Below are 16,587 nucleotides of genomic sequence, written 5' to 3'. Positions count from 1 at the left end.
CCAGCCGTGCGTGTCGGCCACCGACGAGGACCCAAGGGGACTAACCACATGAAGCAGGCCACTCTCAAGGCCGCCGGCACCGCCGCGCTCGGCATCGCCATCGCCGCGGTCGGCGCCGGTGGCGCGTCCGCCGCCCCCGCGGCCGCCACCGGTGGCCTCGGGCTCCCGACCAGTCTGCTGACCAACCCGGCGGCCACCGGCGCCGTCACCGACGCGGCGAGCAAGCTGCCGGTCGCCGACAAGGTCACCGGCACGCTCGGCACCCTCGCCCCCAGCGCGGGCCAGGCCGCCGCGCCGGCCACCGCCAACCGGGCCGGCGTGCCGAGCGTTCCCGGCCTCGACAAGACCCCGATCGGCGGGCTGACCGGCATGCTCCCGGGCATCGGCGGCTGATCCCGGCGCATCGGCTCGGCACAGCCGTGGGGGCCGCCCACTCCTCGACGGGAGTGGGCGGCCCCTTTCGGCGTGCCTTTCGGTGTGCCTATCGGTGTGCCTATCGGTGTGCTTTTCGGTGTGCTTTTCGGCGTGTGCCGGCGCCCCGGTGCTGTGCGGCGCGCCGGTGCCGGGGTTACGGCTCCTGCGGGAGGATCAGCCAGAGCGCCAGGTAGATCAGGAACTGCGGGCCGGGCAGCAGGCACGAGACCAGGAAGATGATCCGGACGGTCCACGGGGTGAGCCCGAAGCGCTCGGCGATCCCGGCGCAGACGCCGGCGATGACGCGGTTGTGGCGGGGGCGGGCGAGGCGGCTCATGGCGAACTCCGTTGCTGTGGTGGCGCCGGTGACCGGTTCCTCCGGCTGGCGTACTTCCATGGTCCGCCGTCGGCCCGCCGAATTCCTCCGCCCGCAAGGCGATCCTGTCCCTGACCTGGGTCGTCGCCGGGCAGTAGCCGTTCTCGGGGTTCCGCTCAGGGTCGGCCCGGAGATTGGCCGGGCGGCGGAGTGGGAAGTCGGCCCGTCCGACTTCCCGTGCGGGGGCGTTCGGGTCAGGGCACCAGGATCACCTTGCCCAGGTTCCGCCGCCCGGTGATGACGGCGTGGGCGCGGGCCGCCTCGGCGAGGGGGATCGCGGCGTGCACGGCGGGGCGCAGGACGCCCGCGGCGCGCTGCTGCCAGAGCTCCTCGCGCCAGCGGGCGTAGAGCGCGGGCCGGCCGGTGGCGACGGCCCGGATCTGGAAACCGGTCAGCGAGGCGCCGCGGAGCAGGAGTTCGTACGCCTCGACGGTGCCGCCGCCGGAGCTGTAGGCGACCAGCCGGCCCCCGGTCGCGAGGGCGCGGACGGCGGTCGGCAGGAGTTCGCCGCCGACGCCGTCGAGGATCGCGTCGTACGGGCCGGACCCGTCGAGGTCCTGGTAGCGCACCACCTCGTCGGCGCCGAGGGAGCGGACGAAGTCGGCCTTGGCGGCGCTGCCGACCGCCGCGACGACCCGGCCCGCGCCGCCCGCCCGGGCGAACTGGAGGGCGAGCGTGCCGACCCCGCTCGCCGCCGCGGTGACGAGCACGGACTCGCCCGGTTCGACGCGCGCGGCCTCGTGGACGCCGCGCGCCACGAGGCCGCTGCGGACCAGCGCGACGGCGTCGACGGCGGTGGCGTCGTCCGGCACGCGGGAGGCCATCGCGGTGTCCAGGACCGCGAACTCGGCGTAGGCGTCGGTGAAGCAGAGGCCGGTGACGCGGTCGCCGGCCGAGAATTCGGTGACGCCGGGCCCGGTGGCGACGACCCGCCCGGCGATCTCGCCGCCGAGGGTGACCGGCTCGCGGCTGTCCCACAGCCTGCGGACGGTCGGCAGGGTGACGCCGATCGCCTCCACCCGGACCAGCAGTTCGCCGTCGCGGGGCGCGGGCACGGCGGCCTCCTCGGCGACCAGCCCCTCCGGGCCGCCGTCGACCTCATGGCGTATGCGCAGCACAGGACCTCCCCGATCCGGCGGATTCATTGGATGCCCCAACGATAAGGGGGGAATCATGGGAGTGTCCAATGAATCGGAGTAGGCTGGCCGTATGACCACGCCCCTCCAGCACATCCAGTCCCTGCCGAGCTGGCTCGTCGGGCGCGTCGCGGCGCGCGGGCGGGGCCTGGTCGCCGACGCGGTCGCGACCGAGGGGCTGAAACTCATGCAGCACGCCGTGCTCGCCGCCGTCGCCGAGTACGGCCCGGTCGCCCAGGCGGAGTTGGGTCGACGGCTGGCCGTCGACCCGAAGGACATGGTCGGCGCGCTCAACCACCTCCAGGAGGCCGGCCACGTCCTGCGGTCGCCGGACCCGGTCGACCGGCGGAAGAACGCCGTCACCGTCACCCCGGAGGGCGCCGCGGCGCTCGCCCGCTGCGCGGAGCTCGCCGAGGCGGCCAACGCGGAGCTGCTGGCGCCGCTCACCCCCGACGAGCAGCGGCAGCTGATGGCGCTGCTGGGGCGCCTGCACGCGGCGGGGTAGCGGCGGCGGAGGAATAGCAAGGATGCAATGGTTGGAGTGAGTCAGTGGCCGGGGCGGTTCTCCTCGTTCTCGCCGTGCACCTTGAGGGCGGTGATGACGCCCGTGATGACGGTGGCGAAGGCGAGGACGAGGAGGACGGCGAAGGCGGCGCCGATGAGGAAGTTCACGCGGGCCGGCCCGTTTCGCGGAGCAGGGCGAGCAGGTTGAGGAGGGTAGCCACGGAGGTGTCGCCGAAGTTGATGAGGAGGCGGCCGTCGATGGTGGCGCCGTTGACCATGGCGGAACCCCACTGGATGCCGAAGGGCTTGCCCCGCTCGTGGAGTTCGCGGAGCAGCGCGGAGACCTCGGGCTCGGTGTAGGTACGGAGGATCTTGTCGTGGGGCGTGAGGGGTTCGAGGCTCATGCGGCGGCGTCCAGCTCGAACCAGATGACCTTGCCGTCCTTGCGGGGATCCGCACCGAAGCGGTGGGTGAGCGCGCGAACGAGTTGAAGTCCTCGGCCCGACACCGCGTAGGGGTCGGTGTAGGCGGGCGGCTCGGGCAGGTCGGGACTGTCGTCGCAGACCGAGACTCGCAGCGTGTGGGGGCGCAGAGCGACGATGACGTGCGGGGCCTGGCATCCGGCGTGCTTCCAGGCGTTCACGAACAGCTCGTGGAGGGCGAGTTCGGCGTCGGCGATGGCGTCCGGCGGCCAGTCCGAGGCGGCGAGAACGGCTTGCAGCTCACGCCGGACGACGGACCAGTCGGGCGGGTTGAAGGCACACATGGGGGACCTCCGGGAGACGGGGAGGAATGGATCACCGGCGAAGAGGATGAAAACGTCCGCTGATGCTTCGTCATGTGATCGCTGCAACACTGAGAGTAGGGGGATGTCTGGCAGCATTGCAAGCCAATCGAGAGGTCTCCCTGGACTGACGTCGCTCGCCGGTGGCGCCGCACACGAGTTCTGCGCGAGACTGCGCAGGCAAGGAAGGACAGCAGTGGGATACAAGGGGCCGATCAGCCTTCGGCAACGCCGATTCGGCAGTGAGTTGCAACGCCTGCGGACGGCAGCGGGCCTGTCCGCCCCGGAGGCCGGGGCCCTGGTTGGCATGCGGGGTCCAGCCGTGAGCCACACCGAGGCGGGCCGGATCACGTTGAACGCCGAGCGCCTTGAGATCTGGCTGGATGCCTACGGCTGCACCGATGCGGCCTACCGGGCCACGCTCGCGGAGATGGGTCGAAGCACGGGCAAGGGCTGGTGGAGTGAATTCGAGGGCAAGGTCCCGGATCTCTCGCTCGATCTGGCGGAGGTCGAGGACCGGTCGGTCCGTCTGGCGAACTATGAGGTGCTCTACATTCCCGGAGTGCTTCAGGTTCCCGCCTATGCGGAGGCCATCTATGACGGGACCGACGGGAATCAGGAGTGGGATGTAGCTGAACTGGTTCGCTTCCGACTGGCTCGGCGGCGGATCCTGGAGGGCCATAAGGACTTCCACTTTGTCATCCATGAGGCCGCACTCCGGACCCGATTCCCCAGCGATGCTGTGATGAGGGAGCAGTTGCATCATCTGCTGGACATGGCCGAGCGCCCGAACGTCACGATCCAGGTGTTGCCGTTCACAGTGACGAAGCGGCCGCCGAGCCCCGGTTCGTTCCTGTTCTGCGAACCGGCGTGCCTCGAACTCTCCACGATCGTCGTGGACGGTGCTCCGCGGGCCGGGCACTATGGTGACCCCGAGAGCATCGCGGCATACCGCCGGAGGTTTGATCAGCTGACGGACTCGGCTCTACTGGCTGTCGACAGTGCCGAGCCCCGGCACAGTTCGGCGACGCGCGATTCATTGGGAGTCCTCCGTCACCTGATTTACATGCTCCAAGTCTGAGAGGCCTGCGATGACCGAGATCATCTGGCAGAAGTCGTCGTTCAGTGGACCTGAACCCGAGAACGCCTGTCTCGAACTGGCTCGTGACGCTGCCGACCGGCGACTTCTCCGCGAGTCGGACGAGATGGCAACGGTGCTGACCATCGATGCCGATGCACTCCGCGCGCTCCTTCTCGCCGTCAAGGTCGGCGAGTTCGACCACCTCACCTGACACCATGCAGCGGGCGGTCGCGGACAATCGTCCGCGACCGCCCGCCCCTCAAATCACCGCGCGATGCCGCCGACCGGATGTGCGGGGCTGTCCAGCCAAGTGTGCTGTCGGCCGTCCGGTCGTACGGTGAGCCCGATCCGCACTGATATCGCCATCGGCGGCACCACCGCCCACCGCACGGCCTGCTCCGTGAGCAGGAAGGTGAACGACTTGGCAGTGTCGTACAGCGCCGCCTGTCGTTCCAGCTTCCGTGCGACGACCGGTGCGGTGTTCCCGGGGGAATGCGCAAGTCCGGCCCGCACGTACTCGGGTGTGGCCAGCAGGCCCGTGACCATCGCGGGCAGGAAGTAGCGGAAAACGGTCGCCGATGTCTCCAGCGCGGCCAGTTCGTTCTGTCGCTTCTCCAGTCCGCGACGCAAGGACGCGCGGACGCCCTGCCATTCGGTGTTCGCGACGCTGGCGAGGGACATGATTTCCTCAGCCGGCCCGGGTGGTACTCCGAGTGCGCGGAGAATGGCTTCCACCTCGGTGAGGCGCGGGATTTTCCGCCCGGTCTCGATCTTGCTGATCGTGCTCTGGGACAGGCCGCAACGCCGAGCGAGCCGGTCTCCGCTGAGACCGGCTCGCTTGCGGAGATCGCGGAGCAACCGGGCCAGATCGGCCTTCGACCGGTCCAGTTGCTCAGGGGCGAAGGTCACTCACCCATGATCCTTCACGTACTCCGGGAAGGGAACGGACTCGGCGATCGCCAGCCGTTTCCAGGCGGAGTAGGGGGCGGCGTCGCCGTCGTGGATCCGGCGACCGGCCTGGGTGCCGTCCGGGCGGTAGTCCATCAGCACCGTACGGCGGTCGTCGAAGAGCCAGAAGTCCTGGTCGGGCAGGCCGGGGTTCGGGCGGCCGGTGAGGTCGAGGATCCGGACGTCCTCCCCGGCCTCGACGTTGTGGTGGTAGTGCGCGAACTCATAGCGCAGGTAGTCCGTCAGAGGGCGCGTGAGCACATGGACCCGGCCGATGCGCCGACCCGTCTCCCGGTATCCCCGGACGCGTGCCGTCCAGGCTGCGGTTGCCGCGGCGGTGAGTGGCTCACCGGCCAGGAAGCGACGGATCCCTTCCTCCTCCTGGGGCATCGTGTAGACGGCGAGGGTCTCCAGGCGCCAGGCGTCGTACTCCATGGCGTCGAAGTACGCCCGCCAGGCGTCACCATCCAAGAGCACGGAACGCCTCCCGCAGGATCTCCTCGGGGATTTCGACGAGCGACTCCCCCTCGGGCGCGCGGAAGCCCGTGAAGGTGCTGCCCTGGACCACGAACGAGCCGTGGCCGGTCGCGTAGACGTTGGGGCAGTCGTCCGATCCGCACTCGCCGGACCCCTCGCCGCTGTCGCCGCGCGTGAGGCGGGTCAATTCCGGCTTACCGGTCATGGTGAACCCCCTTGTGAGTGTGCCTGGTTGAACATGCCGGGGGCGACGTTACGCGCCGCGACCGCGAGGTGACCATCCGAACAGGGGGCTATTCCCGTTCTCGCCTAAAGATCTTGCGTGGAGCAGGAAGTCGGCCTCGTCGACTTCCTGCTCCACGGTCAGGCGGGCAGGCGCAGGGCGTAGTAGGCCTTCAGTGCAGCGTCGGCGCCGGAGCCGGTGGCGGTCATGATGCGTTGGCCGCGCGCGGAGCGGAGGTCGCCGGCGGTGAGGATGCGGGGGTGTTGGCGGTCCGGGGGGCAGTAGCCGTCCTCGGTGGTGACCAGGGTGCCGGGGAGGGCGGCGGGGCGGACGCCGAGGTTCACGAAGACGGCGTCGGGGGTGAAGGTGCCCAACCCGCCCGCCGTGACGCGGCCTTCGGGGGAGGGGCGCAGGTCGAGGGTGGGGACTTCCAGGAGGGTGACGCGGGGGTCGGCGCGGACCTCCTCGGCCTTGTAGACGTCCGCCGGCGGGTGTGGGACGAGGAGGTCGAACGGCGCGTCGGGGTGGGCGCGCAGCAGGGTGCCGAGGGGGCGGTCGGCGCCGAGGACGAGGGTGCGGCGGCCGGCCAGGCGGGCGGCGTCGGCCTCCCAGAGCGGTGGCAGGGCGTCCACGGCGGAGGTGAGCCAGGCGGCCTCGTCCGGCCGGGCCGCCCGGACGCCGGTGGCGACGACCGCGTACCGGGCGCACACCGCTCTGCCCGGCGCGAGGTGGACGGTGACGCCCTCGTCGTCGGCGTGCAGGGCGGTCGCCGGGGCGCCGAGCAGGACGTCGCAGGAGTCGGCGACCCGCCGGACGTCCGCCGCGACGGCGTCGGCGAAGGAGGTGCCGGTGGCGAAGCCGAGGACGTTGTCCACCGCCGGGACGCGCCGCAGGGTGGCGCCGAGCGCGCGCCGCTCGACCAGCACCGAGCGCAGCCCGACGCTCGCCGCCATCACCGCGGCCGCGCAGCCGGCCGGGCCGCCGCCGACGATCGCCAGGTCGTAGGGCACCGCGGGGCTCCCGGTCACCATCGTGCGAACAGCTCCTCCGTCGTCACCAACTGCCGCGCCCCGATGAAGCGCCGCGCGATCCGCAGGCCCGCGTCGTGGACGTCCGGCCCGGCCTCGCTCGCGCACGCGTCCGTGACGATCCACGGCGTGAACCCGCGCTCGAAGGCGTCCGCCGCCGACTTGAGCACGCAGCTGTCCGTCGCCACCCCGCAGAACACCAGGTCCGTCCACCGCTCGGCCGCCGACAACTCCTCGGCCTCCGGCGTGAACCAGGTGTAGGTGCGCTTCTCGATCACCGCCCGCGCCCGCCTGGCGTGCCCCCGGACGGCGTCCACCAGGTCGGTCTCCGGCGCCTCGCGCAGCCGCCGCCAGCCGAGCAGCCGCTCGTACGGGCTGTCCGGCCCGTTGACGTACCGGGTGAACACCACCGGCCGCCCGCCCGCCGACCACCGGTCGACCAGCGCCTCGACGGCCGGGACGACATGCCGCGAGTGCCGGTTGACGAAGCCGTTCTGCAGATCGACGACGACCAGCGCCGCCCGCTTCTCCACCCGGATTCCGCCCACACCGGGCAGCGTAGTGCGCGGGCGGGGGCCCCGGTCGAGCCGCACGCGCGTCCGGGTGGCGACCCCACGGGCGGGGGTCGCCACCCGGAGGCGGTCGGTGCGGGGAGGGTCAGGCCTGCGGCGCGGCCGGGGGCTGGACCGGGGCGGCGGGCGCGGCCGGGTACGGCGCGGCCGGCGGGTACGGCGCAGGCTGCTGGGGCGCGGCCGGCGGGTACGGAGCGCCCTGCTGGAACGGCGGCTGCGGGTACTGGCCGCCCTGCGGGTACGGCGCGCCCTGCGGGGCGTACGGCGGCGAGGCCGGGGCCTGGGAGCGGGCGACCAGGGCCTTCACCGCGTTGACTATCAGCAGGACCGGCAGGATGAACGCCTTGAAGAACAGCGTGTACGTGCCGCCCTCGAAGACGAACGCCAGGTAGTACGCGTAGCCGGTGAAGCCGATGCCGACGAGCACGTTGAGGATGCGCCAGCCGACCTTCAGGCCGCCGAGGTTGACGGCGCCGATGACCAGCAGGGCGATGCCGCTGACGGCCAGCAGCACGACGTACCAGGAGAAGAGCGGGTCGACGTCGAAGTCGAGGTTCACGGGGTGTTCCTGTTGTTCCTGGGGGGTGGGCGGACGCGAACGGGCGGCCGCCGGGGACGAATGCGCACAGTACTGGAGTAGGCCGACATCCGTCCTTACGATTTCGTCACGGTGTCATTCCCGAATCCGCCCGGAGAACCTCGCCGATCCCCCTTGAAAAACGCTCAGGAAGCGTCAGCGCGTTCGGATATGATGCGCCCGTCGCTGGTGGTTGGGGGGCGAAACAGCGACCCGGGTGAGAGTCCCGGCGCGGCCTCCCACCTCGGCGAGACCGCCTGCTGCCGGGCTCGTCGGGTTCGCCCGCCTTCCTCCCCTGAGGTCCCCCTTGCGTACTCAGCACCGCAGATCCCTGGCCCTCGCCGCCGCGGCCACCCTGGTCTCCGGCGCGGCCCTGACCGCCGCCCCCGGTGCGGCCGCGCTGTCGCGCTCCGGCGGGACCACCGGTGCGGTCCGCAGCTCCATGAGCGGCGTCGGCACCCCGGGGCCGGTCGGCACCCAGGAACGCCGCAGCCCGGTGACGATCACCGTCGCCGGCTTCCCCGGCACCCTGACCGCCGGCGGTCCGGCCGGCGAGTTCACCGCCACGCTCCGCAACTCCGCCGACCACGCGGTCGACGTCACCACCGGCTTCGTCGTCGGCAACGTCGACTCCGGGGTCCGCGAGACCCAGCTCAGGCTCGACTTCCAGCCGCCGGGCGGCGGCGCGTGGAAGCCCGCCGCGCTCAGCCCCGGCGCCCACGTCGGCGCCACCTGGAACCTCGACACCTTCGCCACCCGGCTGAGCCTGCCCGCCGGCGGCTCGGCCACCTACCGGCTGCGGCTCGCCGTCACCGCCGACGCGCCCGCCGGCCGGGCCACCGGCGGCTTCACCGCGGTGGTCGCCGACCCGACCCTGCCGCCGGAGAGCCGGATCACCGACGCGACGGGCCCGCAGCAGGAGTTCACCACCGTCGCGGCCGGCCCCACCGGGACGCCGACCTCCACCCCCGCGCCCGGCGTGCCGTACCTCGGCCTGGACGCGGTGCCCGGCTCCTTCACCGCTGGCGGCGAGGCGAAGCCGTTCCGGCTGACGCTCACCAACCGCAGCGGCAAGGACGTCGCCTTCGCGCCCGAACTGACCTTCCGGGGCAAGGCCCTGCCCACCGCCGAGGCGACCAGGCTGGAGTTCCAGACGCCCGACGGCGAGTGGCTGCCCGCCACCGACGGCGGCCAGGGCGCGCCCGGGCGGCTGACGCTCGCGCTGCGCGCGGGGGACAGGGACGCCTCCCTCGTGCGGCTGCGCGACGGCGAGTCCCGCACGCTCAACGTGCGGCTGGCGTTCGCCCAGGACGCCCCGGCGGGGGTCGTGTCGCTGCTGTTCACCGGGAGCAGCCTCCCGGTGGGCGGGGGCGGCGCCGGTGTGCCCGCCGTCAGCTCGGCGGTCGACGTCACCGTGGCCGCCGCGCCGGCCGCGCTGCCCGTCGGCCCGAGCACGCCGCCTGCCGCGGGCGGCGGTGAGCCGTCGGCCACGGTCGCGCCCCCGGCCGCCGCGCCGGCCGCCCCCGGCACCATCGCGCCCCCGGTCGGGCTGGCGGCGGTCACACCGGCCGCGGACCCGAGCGGCCCGCCGGCGCCCGTCGCGGCCTCGGCGACCACGCAGACGCCGCCGAGCACGGCCGTCGTCCCGGTGCCGGCCGTCACCGTGACCGTGGCGGCGGCGCCGGTGCCGTCCACCGACCTCGCCTCGACCGGCGGTTCCGCGATCAACACGCCGATGGCGGTCACCGGCGCGACCTCGATCGCGATGGGCATCGGCACCCTGATCGTGGCCCACCGCCGGCAGCGGGCCCGCCCGGCCGCCCGGTCGCCGCACCCCGCCGGAGGTCCGGCGGCGGGACCGGCTCCGCGCCCGGCCGGGGGCGGTCCGGCGGTCCGGCCGTGCACGGCTCCGGGCGTGCGCCCCGCGCCGGGCCCGGCCGCGGGGACCACCGGCCGACCCGCCGGACCCGCCGTGCGCTGAGCCGGTTCCACCGACCGGGAGGGTTGGCCGGCGGCAGCGGGATCGTGACGACCACCGGCCCGCGCGCCCGAGACGCGGGCCCGACCGGACAGGGGTGACCGAGGATGACCGACCACGAGGTGCTGCGCGTGTTCTGCGGCCCGGACGGCGCGCACGGCAACGCGCTGGGCGTCGTCCGGGACGGAGCGGCCGTCCCCGCCCGCGCCGACCGGCAGGAGCTCGCCCGGCGGCTCGGCTTCAGCGAGACGGTGTTCGTCGACGACCCGGCGCGCGGTGTGATCGACATCTACACCCCCACCCTCCGCCTCCCGTTCGCCGGCCACCCGTGCGTCGGCACCGCGTGGCTGCTCGGCGTGGACCGGCTGGTCACCGCGGCGGGGGTGGTCGGCGTCCGGCACGACGGCCCGTTCACCCGGATCGTGGCGCCCGCCGACTGGGCGCCGCCGCGCACCCTGCGCCGGTATCCGACGGCGGCCGAGGTGGACGGGCTGGCGGTGCCGCCGCCGGGCGAGTGGATCTACGCCTGGGCCTGGCAGGACGAGGCGGCCGGCACCGTTTGCGCCCGCGCCTTCCCCGGCCGGGGCGACGGCATCGACGAGGACGAGGCCACCGGCGCGGCGGCGCTGCTGCTGACGGCCGAACTGGGCCGCGGTCTGACGATCACCCAGGGGCGCGGTTCGCAGCTCGTCACGGGGGTCGTCGGCGGCGGACTGATCGAGGTCGGCGGCCGGGTCCGCCGCGCGGACTGAGCGCGGTCAGCCCCGCCGCGCGGTGCCCGGCGAACCGAGGCTGAGCAGCGGCTCGACCGCCTTCGACGGTGCGGCCTTGGCCGGGGTGGCCGGGGTGGCCGGGGTGGCCGCCGGCCGGGCCGCCGGGGCCGGTGCCGGAAGCGGGAGGGATGCGGGGGCGTTCGGGACCCGGGGGGCCGTGGCGCCGCGCAGCAGCAGGGAGCGCCCGACGGGAACCAGGGCGAGGTGGACGACCGCGACGCCGACGACGCCGAGCAGGATGTGGTCGACGTTGAGCACGTGCCAGGGCGTCCAGGAGGAGACGAACTCCAGTCCGGTGGCCAGCAGGGCCGAGGCGCCGGTGGTGCGCAGGAAGGACGCGAACCAGGGGGATCCGAGGCGTCCGCCGGCGAGCGGGAGGAGGACGCCGAGCGGGGCGAGCATCAGCAGTTCGCCGAGCAGCTGGCCCGGGGTGGAGGAGCGGAGGGAGGCCAGTGGCGTCAGGTTGGCGTCGTCGACCCAGGCCACCGGCAGTGGTCTGAGCACCAGCCAGCCCACCAGCAGCAGGTGGAGGGCGAGGCCGAGCAGTCCCACCGCCCGTAGTGGACGCCGGTAGCGCTGGACGGCCGTCGCCCGTCCGGTTTCGGTCCGCACGTCGGCACGCTCCTCGCGTGTCCTGGTGCCATCTCGCTGCACGGGTGGAAGGACGTGCACCGGCGGCGTGCCGGTTCCCTGCCCGGTGTGAACTTTGCGCGCACGCCGGTCGAGCGCCCCCGGACCCGCCCCGGCGGCCCCTACCGCCCGACCGCCCTACCGTCCTACCGGCAGGGCGGCGTGGTCGAGGCGGACGGCGAGGGCAGCGCGCCGAACACGTTGTCCGCCGGCGCCGTCGACGGCCCCGCGGCGGGCGACTTCACCTCGGGCGACCCCGCCACGGGCGACGGCGACGCCGAGCCGGCCCTCGCCGCGACGGCCCCGCCGCCGGGCACCGGGGCGGCGTGCGCCGGGGCCGGCGGCACACCGCCGGCACCGCCGGCCGGGGCCGCCGCGGACGGCGTGCTCGGGGCGGTGGGTATCCGCGCCACCGTCGGGCAGGCGGTCCGGCTGGCCGGCGCGCCCGCGTCCACCGGGACGGCGGTCGGACGGATGCCGCAGCCGGTGACCAGCACGGCCAGGCCCAGCAGCGCTGCGGCGGCGAACGGGCGTCTCACTGGGCACTCTCCTCGGAGGCGGCATCGGTCGGCGGCGGGGGCGGCGTCAGCGGCAGGGTCAGCGTGAACACCGCCCCCACCTCGCCGTTCGCCGCCGTGATGGACCCCCCGTGGATCTGCGCGTTCGCCATCGCGATGGAGAGGCCGAGGCCGCTGCCCTCCGAACGCGCCCGCCCCTTGTCGGCCTTGTAGAACCGGTCGAAGACGTGCGGCAGCACGTCCTCCGGGATGCCCGGACCGCTGTCCGAGACCTCGACGACCACGGTGTCCCCGTCCTCGCGCACCCGCACCCGCACCGGCGAGCCGCCGTGCTTGAGCGCGTTGCCGATCAGGTTGGCGAAGACGACGTCCAGCCGGCGCGGGTCGACCACCGCCCGGACCCCGCGCGGGGCGTCCAGCTCGACCGCGTCGTACCAGGCCCGGCCGTCGATGCAGGACATGATCAGGTCGGCGATGTCCACCTCGTCGGCGACCAGCTTGGCGGTGCCGGCGTCGAAGCGGGTCACCTCCATGAGGTTCTCCACCAGGTCGGAGAGCCGGCGGGTCTCACTGACCACCAGCCGCACGGCCGGTGCGATCATCGGGTCCAGCGACTCCGCCTCGTCCTCCAGGATGTCCGTCACGGCGGTCATCGCGGTCAGCGGGGTGCGCAGCTCGTGCGACATGTCGGCGACGAACCGCCGGCTCTGCGCCTCGCGCGCGCTCAGCTCCTCGACCTGCCCGTGCAGCGACTCCGCGGTCCGGTTGAAGGTCCGCGCCAGGTCGGCGAGCTCGTCCGAGCCCTCGACCTCCAGCCGGGTGTCGAGGTGGCCCTCGCCGAGCCGCCGGGCCGCGTCGCCGAGCCGCCGGACCGGCCGCAGCACCGTCGCCGACGCGGCCTGCGCCAGCAGCGCCGAGCCGATCAGCGCCAGCAGGGTGGCGATCGCCAGCGACCAGCCGAGCGTGTTGAGGTCGGCCCGCTCGTTCTCCAGCGACTTGAACATGTACGCCGTCGGGCCGGTCGGCACCACCTTGGTGCCGCCGATGACGAACGGCCGGCCGTCGAGGTTCTGCCGCTGCCAGTACAGGTGGTAGGTGTACGGGTTGGACTCGGTGATCTCGCGCGGCTTGCCGACCGCGGTCTGCAGCGGGGTCGGCACACTCGCGAGCGTGTACTGCGCCGGGTTGGAGGAGGCGATGCAGTCCGGCAGCGCCGGATCCGCCACCACCACGTCGTAACTGAGCCCGGAGCTGGCGACGGTGCTCGCCAGCACGGCCAGGTCCTCGCAGGTCGCGTTCAGCGGCAGGTTCGACACATTGCGGCTGAGCGAGACCCGGAAGTCGTTGAGCGCGGTGTCCTGGGCCCGCTTCAGCACCGCGTCGCGGTTGAGCCAGTACGCGATGCCGGAGGCCGAGACGGCGGTGAGCAGCGCGACCGCGGCGAACACCGCGATCAGCCGCACGCGCAGCGAGCGCAGCCGGCGCCACGGGCCGGAGGAGAACCGGGCCGTCGTCTGTTGGTCTGTCACAGGAACCTGTCGTCGCGGAAGTTCAGTGCGCGCGGCGGGATATCGCCGGCGCGGGGCGGAAGGGAACGGGACGGGAGGGCGCGGAGCGGAAGCGAGCCGGGCAGGCGGGCGCGGGCACGTCGACGGCGCCGGTCACGCCGGCGGGTCCAGCCGGTAGCCGACCCCGCGCACCGTGCGGATCAGCGTCGGGGCCGAGGGCACGTCCTCGACCTTGGCCCGCAGCCGCTGCACACAGGCGTCCACCAGCCGGGAGTCGCCCAGGTAGTCGTGCTCCCAGACCAGCCGCAGCAGTTGCTGCCGGGACAGCGCCTGGCCGGGCCGCCGGCTGAGCTCCAGCAGCAGCCGCAGCTCGGTCGGGGTGAGCTGGAGGTCCGCCCCGTCCTTGGTGACCGTCATCGCCGCCCGGTCGATCACCACGCTGCCGTAGACCGACGAGTCCGAGTTCTCCCGCTCGCCGCGCCGCAGCACGGCCCGGATCCGGGCGTCCAGGACGCGCGGCTGCACCGGCTTGACGACGTAGTCGTCCGCGCCCGACTCCAGGCCGACCACCACGTCGATGTCGTCGGACCGGGCGGTCAGCAGGATGATCGGCAGCTGGTCGGTGCGGCGGATCCGGCGGCACACTTCGAAGCCGTCGATTCCGGGCAGCATCACGTCCAGCACGATGAGGTCCGGCCGCTGCTCCTTGAAGAGCCTCAGACCGTCCTCACCGGAGGCGGCGGTGGCCACGCGGTGGCCCTGGCGGGTGAGGGCGAGTTCGAGGCCGGTGCGGATGGCGTCGTCGTCCTCGATCAGAAGGAGGAAAGGCACGGCCTCATTCTGGCTCACCCGGAGCGGTGAATCACCCCCCACCGTCCGGCGGGTGCCCGCGCCCGTCGTCCACCGCCGCGACCGGGAACCGGAACCCCCGCCACCGGCGTCCGTCAACGGCGGGAGGGCGTCCGGGACGAAAGGCCCGGCCCTGTGACACCCCTGTGACAGTCGACGGACAGCGCCATCACAACCGGCGGGCAGGATTTTCCATGTCGCCGCAGGACAGCGGGCCAATCGGCCGGCCGGCGGCGACGGAACCGCTCGAACCGATCAGAGGGGGCGCACGATGAACGCCACGCTTCAGACCCGGACCAACCCGGCTGTCCGCACCGCGCGTTCGTCAGCGACCGCCCACCGGAGCCGGTTCGAGAGCGGGGCCGAGGAGACCTCCGGTGCCGTGATCGTACGGGGGTGCGCACACAGCGCCGGTGGAAACACTGCCGCACGCCGGGTGAGCGGCGGCGGCAGGACGGGGGAGCTGTACGGGATCGGCCGACGGGGGAACGCGGCCGACTCCGGCGGCACCTTGACGCTGCGGGGGATCCTCCCCGTCCGCGTCGAGGGCACGGACGCCCCGGGGGGGAACCGGGGCATCGGGGGGACCGGCCTGCGGAAGGCCGACTCGGGGGAGTCGGCCGGCCGCGAGGCCGCCGGTGCGACGCTGCTGCGGCTCAGCCCGGTGGCGGCGCCCGGCACCGAGCAGGCGACGGGAGGGGCGGCGTTCACCGGCACGCAGGGGGAGCGTCCGGGCGTCGCGGAGGACCACATCACGGAGTTCACCGCGTACGTCCGCGAGCGCCGCGCCTCCCTGTACGCCACCGCCTACCACCTGACCGGTGACCGCCACGAGGCCGAGGACCTGCTGCAGAGCGCGCTCTTCAGCACCTACCGGGCCTGGGGCCGGATCACCGACAAGGCCGCGGTGGGGGGCTACCTCCGCCGCACCATGACCAACCTGCACATCTCCGCCTGGCGCCGCCGCAAGGTCAACGAGTACCCGACCGAGGAGCTGCCGGAGACGGTCGGCGACACCGACGCGATGGGCGGCACCGAGCTGCGCGCCGTGCTCTGGCAGGCGCTGGCCAAGCTGCCGGAGAACCAGCGGACCATGCTGGTGCTCCGCTACTACGAGGGCAAGACCGACCCGGAGATCGCCGACGTGCTCGGCATCAGCGTCGGCACCGTCAAGAGCAGCATCTGGCGCGCGCTGCGCCGGCTGCGCGACGACGAGCAGCTGAACACCTCGGGCGACACGCTCCGGGCCTTCGGCGAGCTGGTCGCGTAACGCGACGGGCGGCCCGGGGCGCCGTCCCGGGCCGTACGAGGGCGTTCCGGACCGCGGTGGCGGGCCGGGACGGGGACAGGACTCCCGTCGGGGGACGGGTAGCAGGACGGACGCGGCAACAGGTGGCGCCGGCTCGGGGGAGCGGCGGCACCAGGGGGGAGCCGCGGCCGTCCGGGGAAGACGGCGGGCCCGGTGCGGGGGAGACGCACCGGGCCCGCCGTTCCGCGTTGTCCGGCCGTTTCCCGCCGCTCGCGGGGGCGCCGGGTACCGCTCAGACCTCAGACCTCAGACCGCGGAGAGCTCCCCGGCCCGGGCGGCCTCGCGGATCCGCCGCTCGGCCTCCGGCCCGCCGCACGGGCGCGCGCCCAGCGCGACCTGCCGGCCGACGATGTCCCGCTCGGCCCGCATCAGCCGCCAGCCGCGCCGCACCAGCACCGGCAGCGACTTGCGGCCCTCGCGGACGTCCCGGCGCAGCCGCCTCCAGGCGGTCGTCAGGGCCCCGTTGCGCAGGCACAGCGCGTCCCCGAGCAGCTCCTCGGCGGCGCAGTCGGCGGTGATCTCGGCGGCGAAGACGCCCTCGGCGACGAACGCGCCGGCCCCGTCGAGCTCCAGCACCTGGGTGGAGACCCGGCCGTTCTGCGGGATCGAGTACACCGGCACCTCGGCCCGGCCGGTGTCGCACAGGGCGCGGATGGCCGCGACGGCCTGCTCGCGGTGCCAGGCCAGCGGGGAGTCCCAGTCCACCGAGCCGTCGGGCAGCAGTGGGAGGCTGGGGTCGTCGCCGTCCTTGTAGAAGTCGTCGAGCTGGAGCACCGGCAGGCCGCTGCGCTCGGCGAGCGAGGACTTCCCGGAGCCGGAGGGCCCGGAGAGCAGGACCACCCGGGCGCGGGCTATCGGCACAGGATTCAGCGGGGAGTCACTCACGGGACACCAGTCTGACG

General features: G+C 73.7%; 23 protein-coding genes. 7 read left to right on the top strand and 16 right to left on the bottom strand.

Annotated elements, in window-relative coordinates; all coding sequences use genetic code 11:
• The first annotated feature begins 48 nt into the window (after positions 1-48).
• Entirely contained in the window at positions 49-393 is a 345-nt protein-coding gene (locus ACFP3U_RS07730) for an ATP-binding protein (protein WP_380224489.1), read from the top strand.
• Positions 394-568: 175 nt separating this feature from the next.
• Here ACFP3U_RS07730 and ACFP3U_RS07725 read toward each other — a convergent pair whose 3' ends face one another.
• Together ACFP3U_RS07725 and ACFP3U_RS07720 are read right to left on the bottom strand one after the other, a co-directional pair.
• On the bottom strand, positions 569-751 hold the full coding sequence (locus ACFP3U_RS07725; protein ID WP_380224488.1) for a PspC domain-containing protein: 183 nt from the start codon (positions 749-751) through the stop codon (positions 569-571).
• A gap of 233 nt (positions 752-984) precedes the next feature.
• A complete protein-coding gene (locus ACFP3U_RS07720) occupies positions 985-1,908 on the bottom strand; it encodes a quinone oxidoreductase family protein (protein ID WP_380224487.1) in 924 nt (307 codons plus the stop codon).
• Positions 1,909-1,999: 91 nt separating this feature from the next.
• Here ACFP3U_RS07720 and ACFP3U_RS07715 point away from each other — a divergent pair, with 91 nt between their 5' ends.
• Positions 2,000-2,431: a MarR family winged helix-turn-helix transcriptional regulator gene (locus ACFP3U_RS07715; protein WP_380224486.1), complete on the top strand. Its 432-nt coding sequence runs from the start codon at positions 2,000-2,002 to the stop codon at positions 2,429-2,431.
• 41 nt (positions 2,432-2,472) lie between these two features.
• Here the strand turns inward: ACFP3U_RS07715 and ACFP3U_RS07710 are convergent, their stop codons facing one another.
• From ACFP3U_RS07710 to ACFP3U_RS07700, 3 genes are read right to left on the bottom strand one after another with little or no spacing between them, the layout of a single operon-like run.
• Complete coding sequence (locus ACFP3U_RS07710) at positions 2,473-2,598, bottom strand: hypothetical protein (RefSeq protein WP_380224485.1); 126 nt, start codon at positions 2,596-2,598, stop codon at positions 2,473-2,475.
• Positions 2,595-2,834 carry a hypothetical protein gene (locus tag ACFP3U_RS07705; RefSeq protein WP_380224484.1) on the bottom strand — a complete coding sequence of 80 codons (240 nt, stop codon included), beginning with the start codon at positions 2,832-2,834 and terminating at the stop codon, positions 2,595-2,597. The genes ACFP3U_RS07710 and ACFP3U_RS07705 overlap by 4 nt, the downstream gene beginning before the upstream one ends.
• Entirely contained in the window at positions 2,831-3,196 is a 366-nt protein-coding gene (locus ACFP3U_RS07700; RefSeq protein ID WP_380224483.1) for an ATP-binding protein, read from the bottom strand. Before ACFP3U_RS07700 ends, ACFP3U_RS07705 begins: the two co-directional genes overlap by 4 nt.
• Here ACFP3U_RS07700 and ACFP3U_RS07695 point away from each other — a divergent pair.
• On the top strand, positions 3,108-4,295 hold the full coding sequence (locus tag ACFP3U_RS07695; RefSeq protein ID WP_380224482.1) for a helix-turn-helix domain-containing protein: 1,188 nt from the start codon (positions 3,108-3,110) through the stop codon (positions 4,293-4,295). The genes ACFP3U_RS07700 and ACFP3U_RS07695 overlap by 89 nt on opposite strands.
• Positions 4,296-4,305: 10 nt before the next feature.
• The gene (locus ACFP3U_RS07690; RefSeq protein ID WP_380224481.1) at positions 4,306-4,506 is read left to right on the top strand and encodes a DUF397 domain-containing protein; all 201 of its coding nucleotides are present in this window, start codon (positions 4,306-4,308) and stop codon (positions 4,504-4,506) included.
• Between the two features lie 53 nt (positions 4,507-4,559).
• Here the strand turns inward: ACFP3U_RS07690 and ACFP3U_RS07685 are convergent, their stop codons facing one another.
• The 6 genes from ACFP3U_RS07685 to ACFP3U_RS07660 all read right to left on the bottom strand — a co-directional run bounded on the left by ACFP3U_RS07685 (position 4,560) and on the right by ACFP3U_RS07660 (position 8,102).
• Positions 4,560-5,204, bottom strand: coding sequence for a Scr1 family TA system antitoxin-like transcriptional regulator (locus ACFP3U_RS07685; RefSeq protein ID WP_380224480.1), 645 nt, complete (start codon positions 5,202-5,204; stop codon positions 4,560-4,562).
• Positions 5,205-5,720, bottom strand: coding sequence for a DUF6879 family protein (locus ACFP3U_RS07680; protein ID WP_380224479.1), 516 nt, complete (start codon positions 5,718-5,720; stop codon positions 5,205-5,207).
• Positions 5,704-5,925: a hypothetical protein gene (locus tag ACFP3U_RS07675; protein WP_380224478.1), complete on the bottom strand. Its 222-nt coding sequence runs from the start codon at positions 5,923-5,925 to the stop codon at positions 5,704-5,706. The genes ACFP3U_RS07680 and ACFP3U_RS07675 overlap by 17 nt, the downstream gene beginning before the upstream one ends.
• A gap of 158 nt (positions 5,926-6,083) precedes the next feature.
• Entirely contained in the window at positions 6,084-6,974 is an 891-nt protein-coding gene (locus tag ACFP3U_RS07670) for an FAD-dependent oxidoreductase (RefSeq protein ID WP_380224477.1), read from the bottom strand.
• On the bottom strand, positions 6,968-7,519 hold the full coding sequence (locus tag ACFP3U_RS07665) for a cysteine hydrolase family protein (protein WP_380224475.1): 552 nt from the start codon (positions 7,517-7,519) through the stop codon (positions 6,968-6,970). Before ACFP3U_RS07665 ends, ACFP3U_RS07670 begins: the two co-directional genes overlap by 7 nt.
• Before the next feature lie 109 nt (positions 7,520-7,628).
• On the bottom strand, positions 7,629-8,102 hold the full coding sequence (locus ACFP3U_RS07660) for a hypothetical protein (RefSeq protein ID WP_380224474.1): 474 nt from the start codon (positions 8,100-8,102) through the stop codon (positions 7,629-7,631).
• Between the two features lie 325 nt (positions 8,103-8,427).
• Between ACFP3U_RS07660 and ACFP3U_RS07655 the strand changes: the two genes are divergently transcribed.
• Together ACFP3U_RS07655 and ACFP3U_RS07650 are read left to right on the top strand one after the other, a co-directional pair.
• Positions 8,428-10,101: a hypothetical protein gene (locus ACFP3U_RS07655; protein ID WP_380224472.1), complete on the top strand. Its 1,674-nt coding sequence runs from the start codon at positions 8,428-8,430 to the stop codon at positions 10,099-10,101.
• Between the two features lie 104 nt (positions 10,102-10,205).
• Positions 10,206-10,850, top strand: a complete 645-nt coding sequence (locus ACFP3U_RS07650; protein WP_380224471.1) for a PhzF family phenazine biosynthesis protein — start codon at positions 10,206-10,208, stop codon at positions 10,848-10,850.
• Between the two features lie 6 nt (positions 10,851-10,856).
• Here ACFP3U_RS07650 and ACFP3U_RS07645 read toward each other — a convergent pair whose 3' ends face one another.
• From ACFP3U_RS07645 to ACFP3U_RS07630, 4 genes are all read right to left on the bottom strand, one after another.
• A complete protein-coding gene (locus ACFP3U_RS07645) occupies positions 10,857-11,483 on the bottom strand; it encodes a VanZ family protein (protein WP_380224470.1) in 627 nt (208 codons plus the stop codon).
• Between the two features lie 164 nt (positions 11,484-11,647).
• The gene (locus ACFP3U_RS07640) at positions 11,648-12,040 is read right to left on the bottom strand and encodes a hypothetical protein (protein ID WP_380224469.1); all 393 of its coding nucleotides are present in this window, start codon (positions 12,038-12,040) and stop codon (positions 11,648-11,650) included.
• On the bottom strand, positions 12,037-13,548 hold the full coding sequence (locus ACFP3U_RS07635) for an ATP-binding protein (protein WP_380224468.1): 1,512 nt from the start codon (positions 13,546-13,548) through the stop codon (positions 12,037-12,039). Before ACFP3U_RS07635 ends, ACFP3U_RS07640 begins: the two co-directional genes overlap by 4 nt.
• A 132-nt stretch (positions 13,549-13,680) precedes the next feature.
• On the bottom strand, positions 13,681-14,358 hold the full coding sequence (locus ACFP3U_RS07630) for a response regulator (RefSeq protein ID WP_030300621.1): 678 nt from the start codon (positions 14,356-14,358) through the stop codon (positions 13,681-13,683).
• 595 nt (positions 14,359-14,953) lie between these two features.
• Between ACFP3U_RS07630 and ACFP3U_RS07625 the strand changes: the two genes are divergently transcribed.
• Positions 14,954-15,646, top strand: coding sequence for a SigE family RNA polymerase sigma factor (locus tag ACFP3U_RS07625; protein ID WP_380224550.1), 693 nt, complete (start codon positions 14,954-14,956; stop codon positions 15,644-15,646).
• Positions 15,647-15,931: 285 nt separating this feature from the next.
• Here ACFP3U_RS07625 and ACFP3U_RS07620 read toward each other — a convergent pair whose 3' ends face one another.
• On the bottom strand, positions 15,932-16,570 hold the full coding sequence (locus ACFP3U_RS07620) for an ATP-binding protein (protein WP_380224467.1): 639 nt from the start codon (positions 16,568-16,570) through the stop codon (positions 15,932-15,934).
• Positions 16,571-16,587 lie beyond the last annotated feature (17 nt).

The organism is Kitasatospora misakiensis, assembly GCF_042656005.1.
In the GTDB taxonomy this organism is placed as follows: domain Bacteria; phylum Actinomycetota; class Actinomycetes; order Streptomycetales; family Streptomycetaceae; genus Kitasatospora; species Kitasatospora misakiensis.
The sequence above is the reverse complement of the archived record's forward strand: the minus strand, read 5'-3'. Positions and strand labels throughout refer to the sequence as shown.

What these genes read in the sequence shown, in the direction of transcription:
- ACFP3U_RS07730 (WP_380224489.1), top strand. Translation starts at nt 49, where the DNA reads ATGAAGCAGGCCACTCTCAAGGCCGCCGGCACCGCCGCGCTCGGCATC.
- ACFP3U_RS07725 (WP_380224488.1), bottom strand. Translation starts at nt 751, where the DNA reads ATGAGCCGCCTCGCCCGCCCCCGCCACAACCGCGTCATCGCCGGCGTC.
- ACFP3U_RS07715 (WP_380224486.1), top strand. Translation starts at nt 2,000, where the DNA reads ATGACCACGCCCCTCCAGCACATCCAGTCCCTGCCGAGCTGGCTCGTC.
- ACFP3U_RS07705 (WP_380224484.1), bottom strand. Translation starts at nt 2,834, where the DNA reads ATGAGCCTCGAACCCCTCACGCCCCACGACAAGATCCTCCGTACCTAC.
- ACFP3U_RS07695 (WP_380224482.1), top strand. Translation starts at nt 3,108, where the DNA reads ATGGCGTCCGGCGGCCAGTCCGAGGCGGCGAGAACGGCTTGCAGCTCA.
- ACFP3U_RS07700 (WP_380224483.1), bottom strand. Translation starts at nt 3,196, where the DNA reads ATGTGTGCCTTCAACCCGCCCGACTGGTCCGTCGTCCGGCGTGAGCTG.
- ACFP3U_RS07690 (WP_380224481.1), top strand. Translation starts at nt 4,306, where the DNA reads ATGACCGAGATCATCTGGCAGAAGTCGTCGTTCAGTGGACCTGAACCC.
- ACFP3U_RS07675 (WP_380224478.1), bottom strand. Translation starts at nt 5,925, where the DNA reads ATGACCGGTAAGCCGGAATTGACCCGCCTCACGCGCGGCGACAGCGGC.
- ACFP3U_RS07670 (WP_380224477.1), bottom strand. Translation starts at nt 6,974, where the DNA reads ATGGTGACCGGGAGCCCCGCGGTGCCCTACGACCTGGCGATCGTCGGC.
- ACFP3U_RS07650 (WP_380224471.1), top strand. Translation starts at nt 10,206, where the DNA reads ATGACCGACCACGAGGTGCTGCGCGTGTTCTGCGGCCCGGACGGCGCG.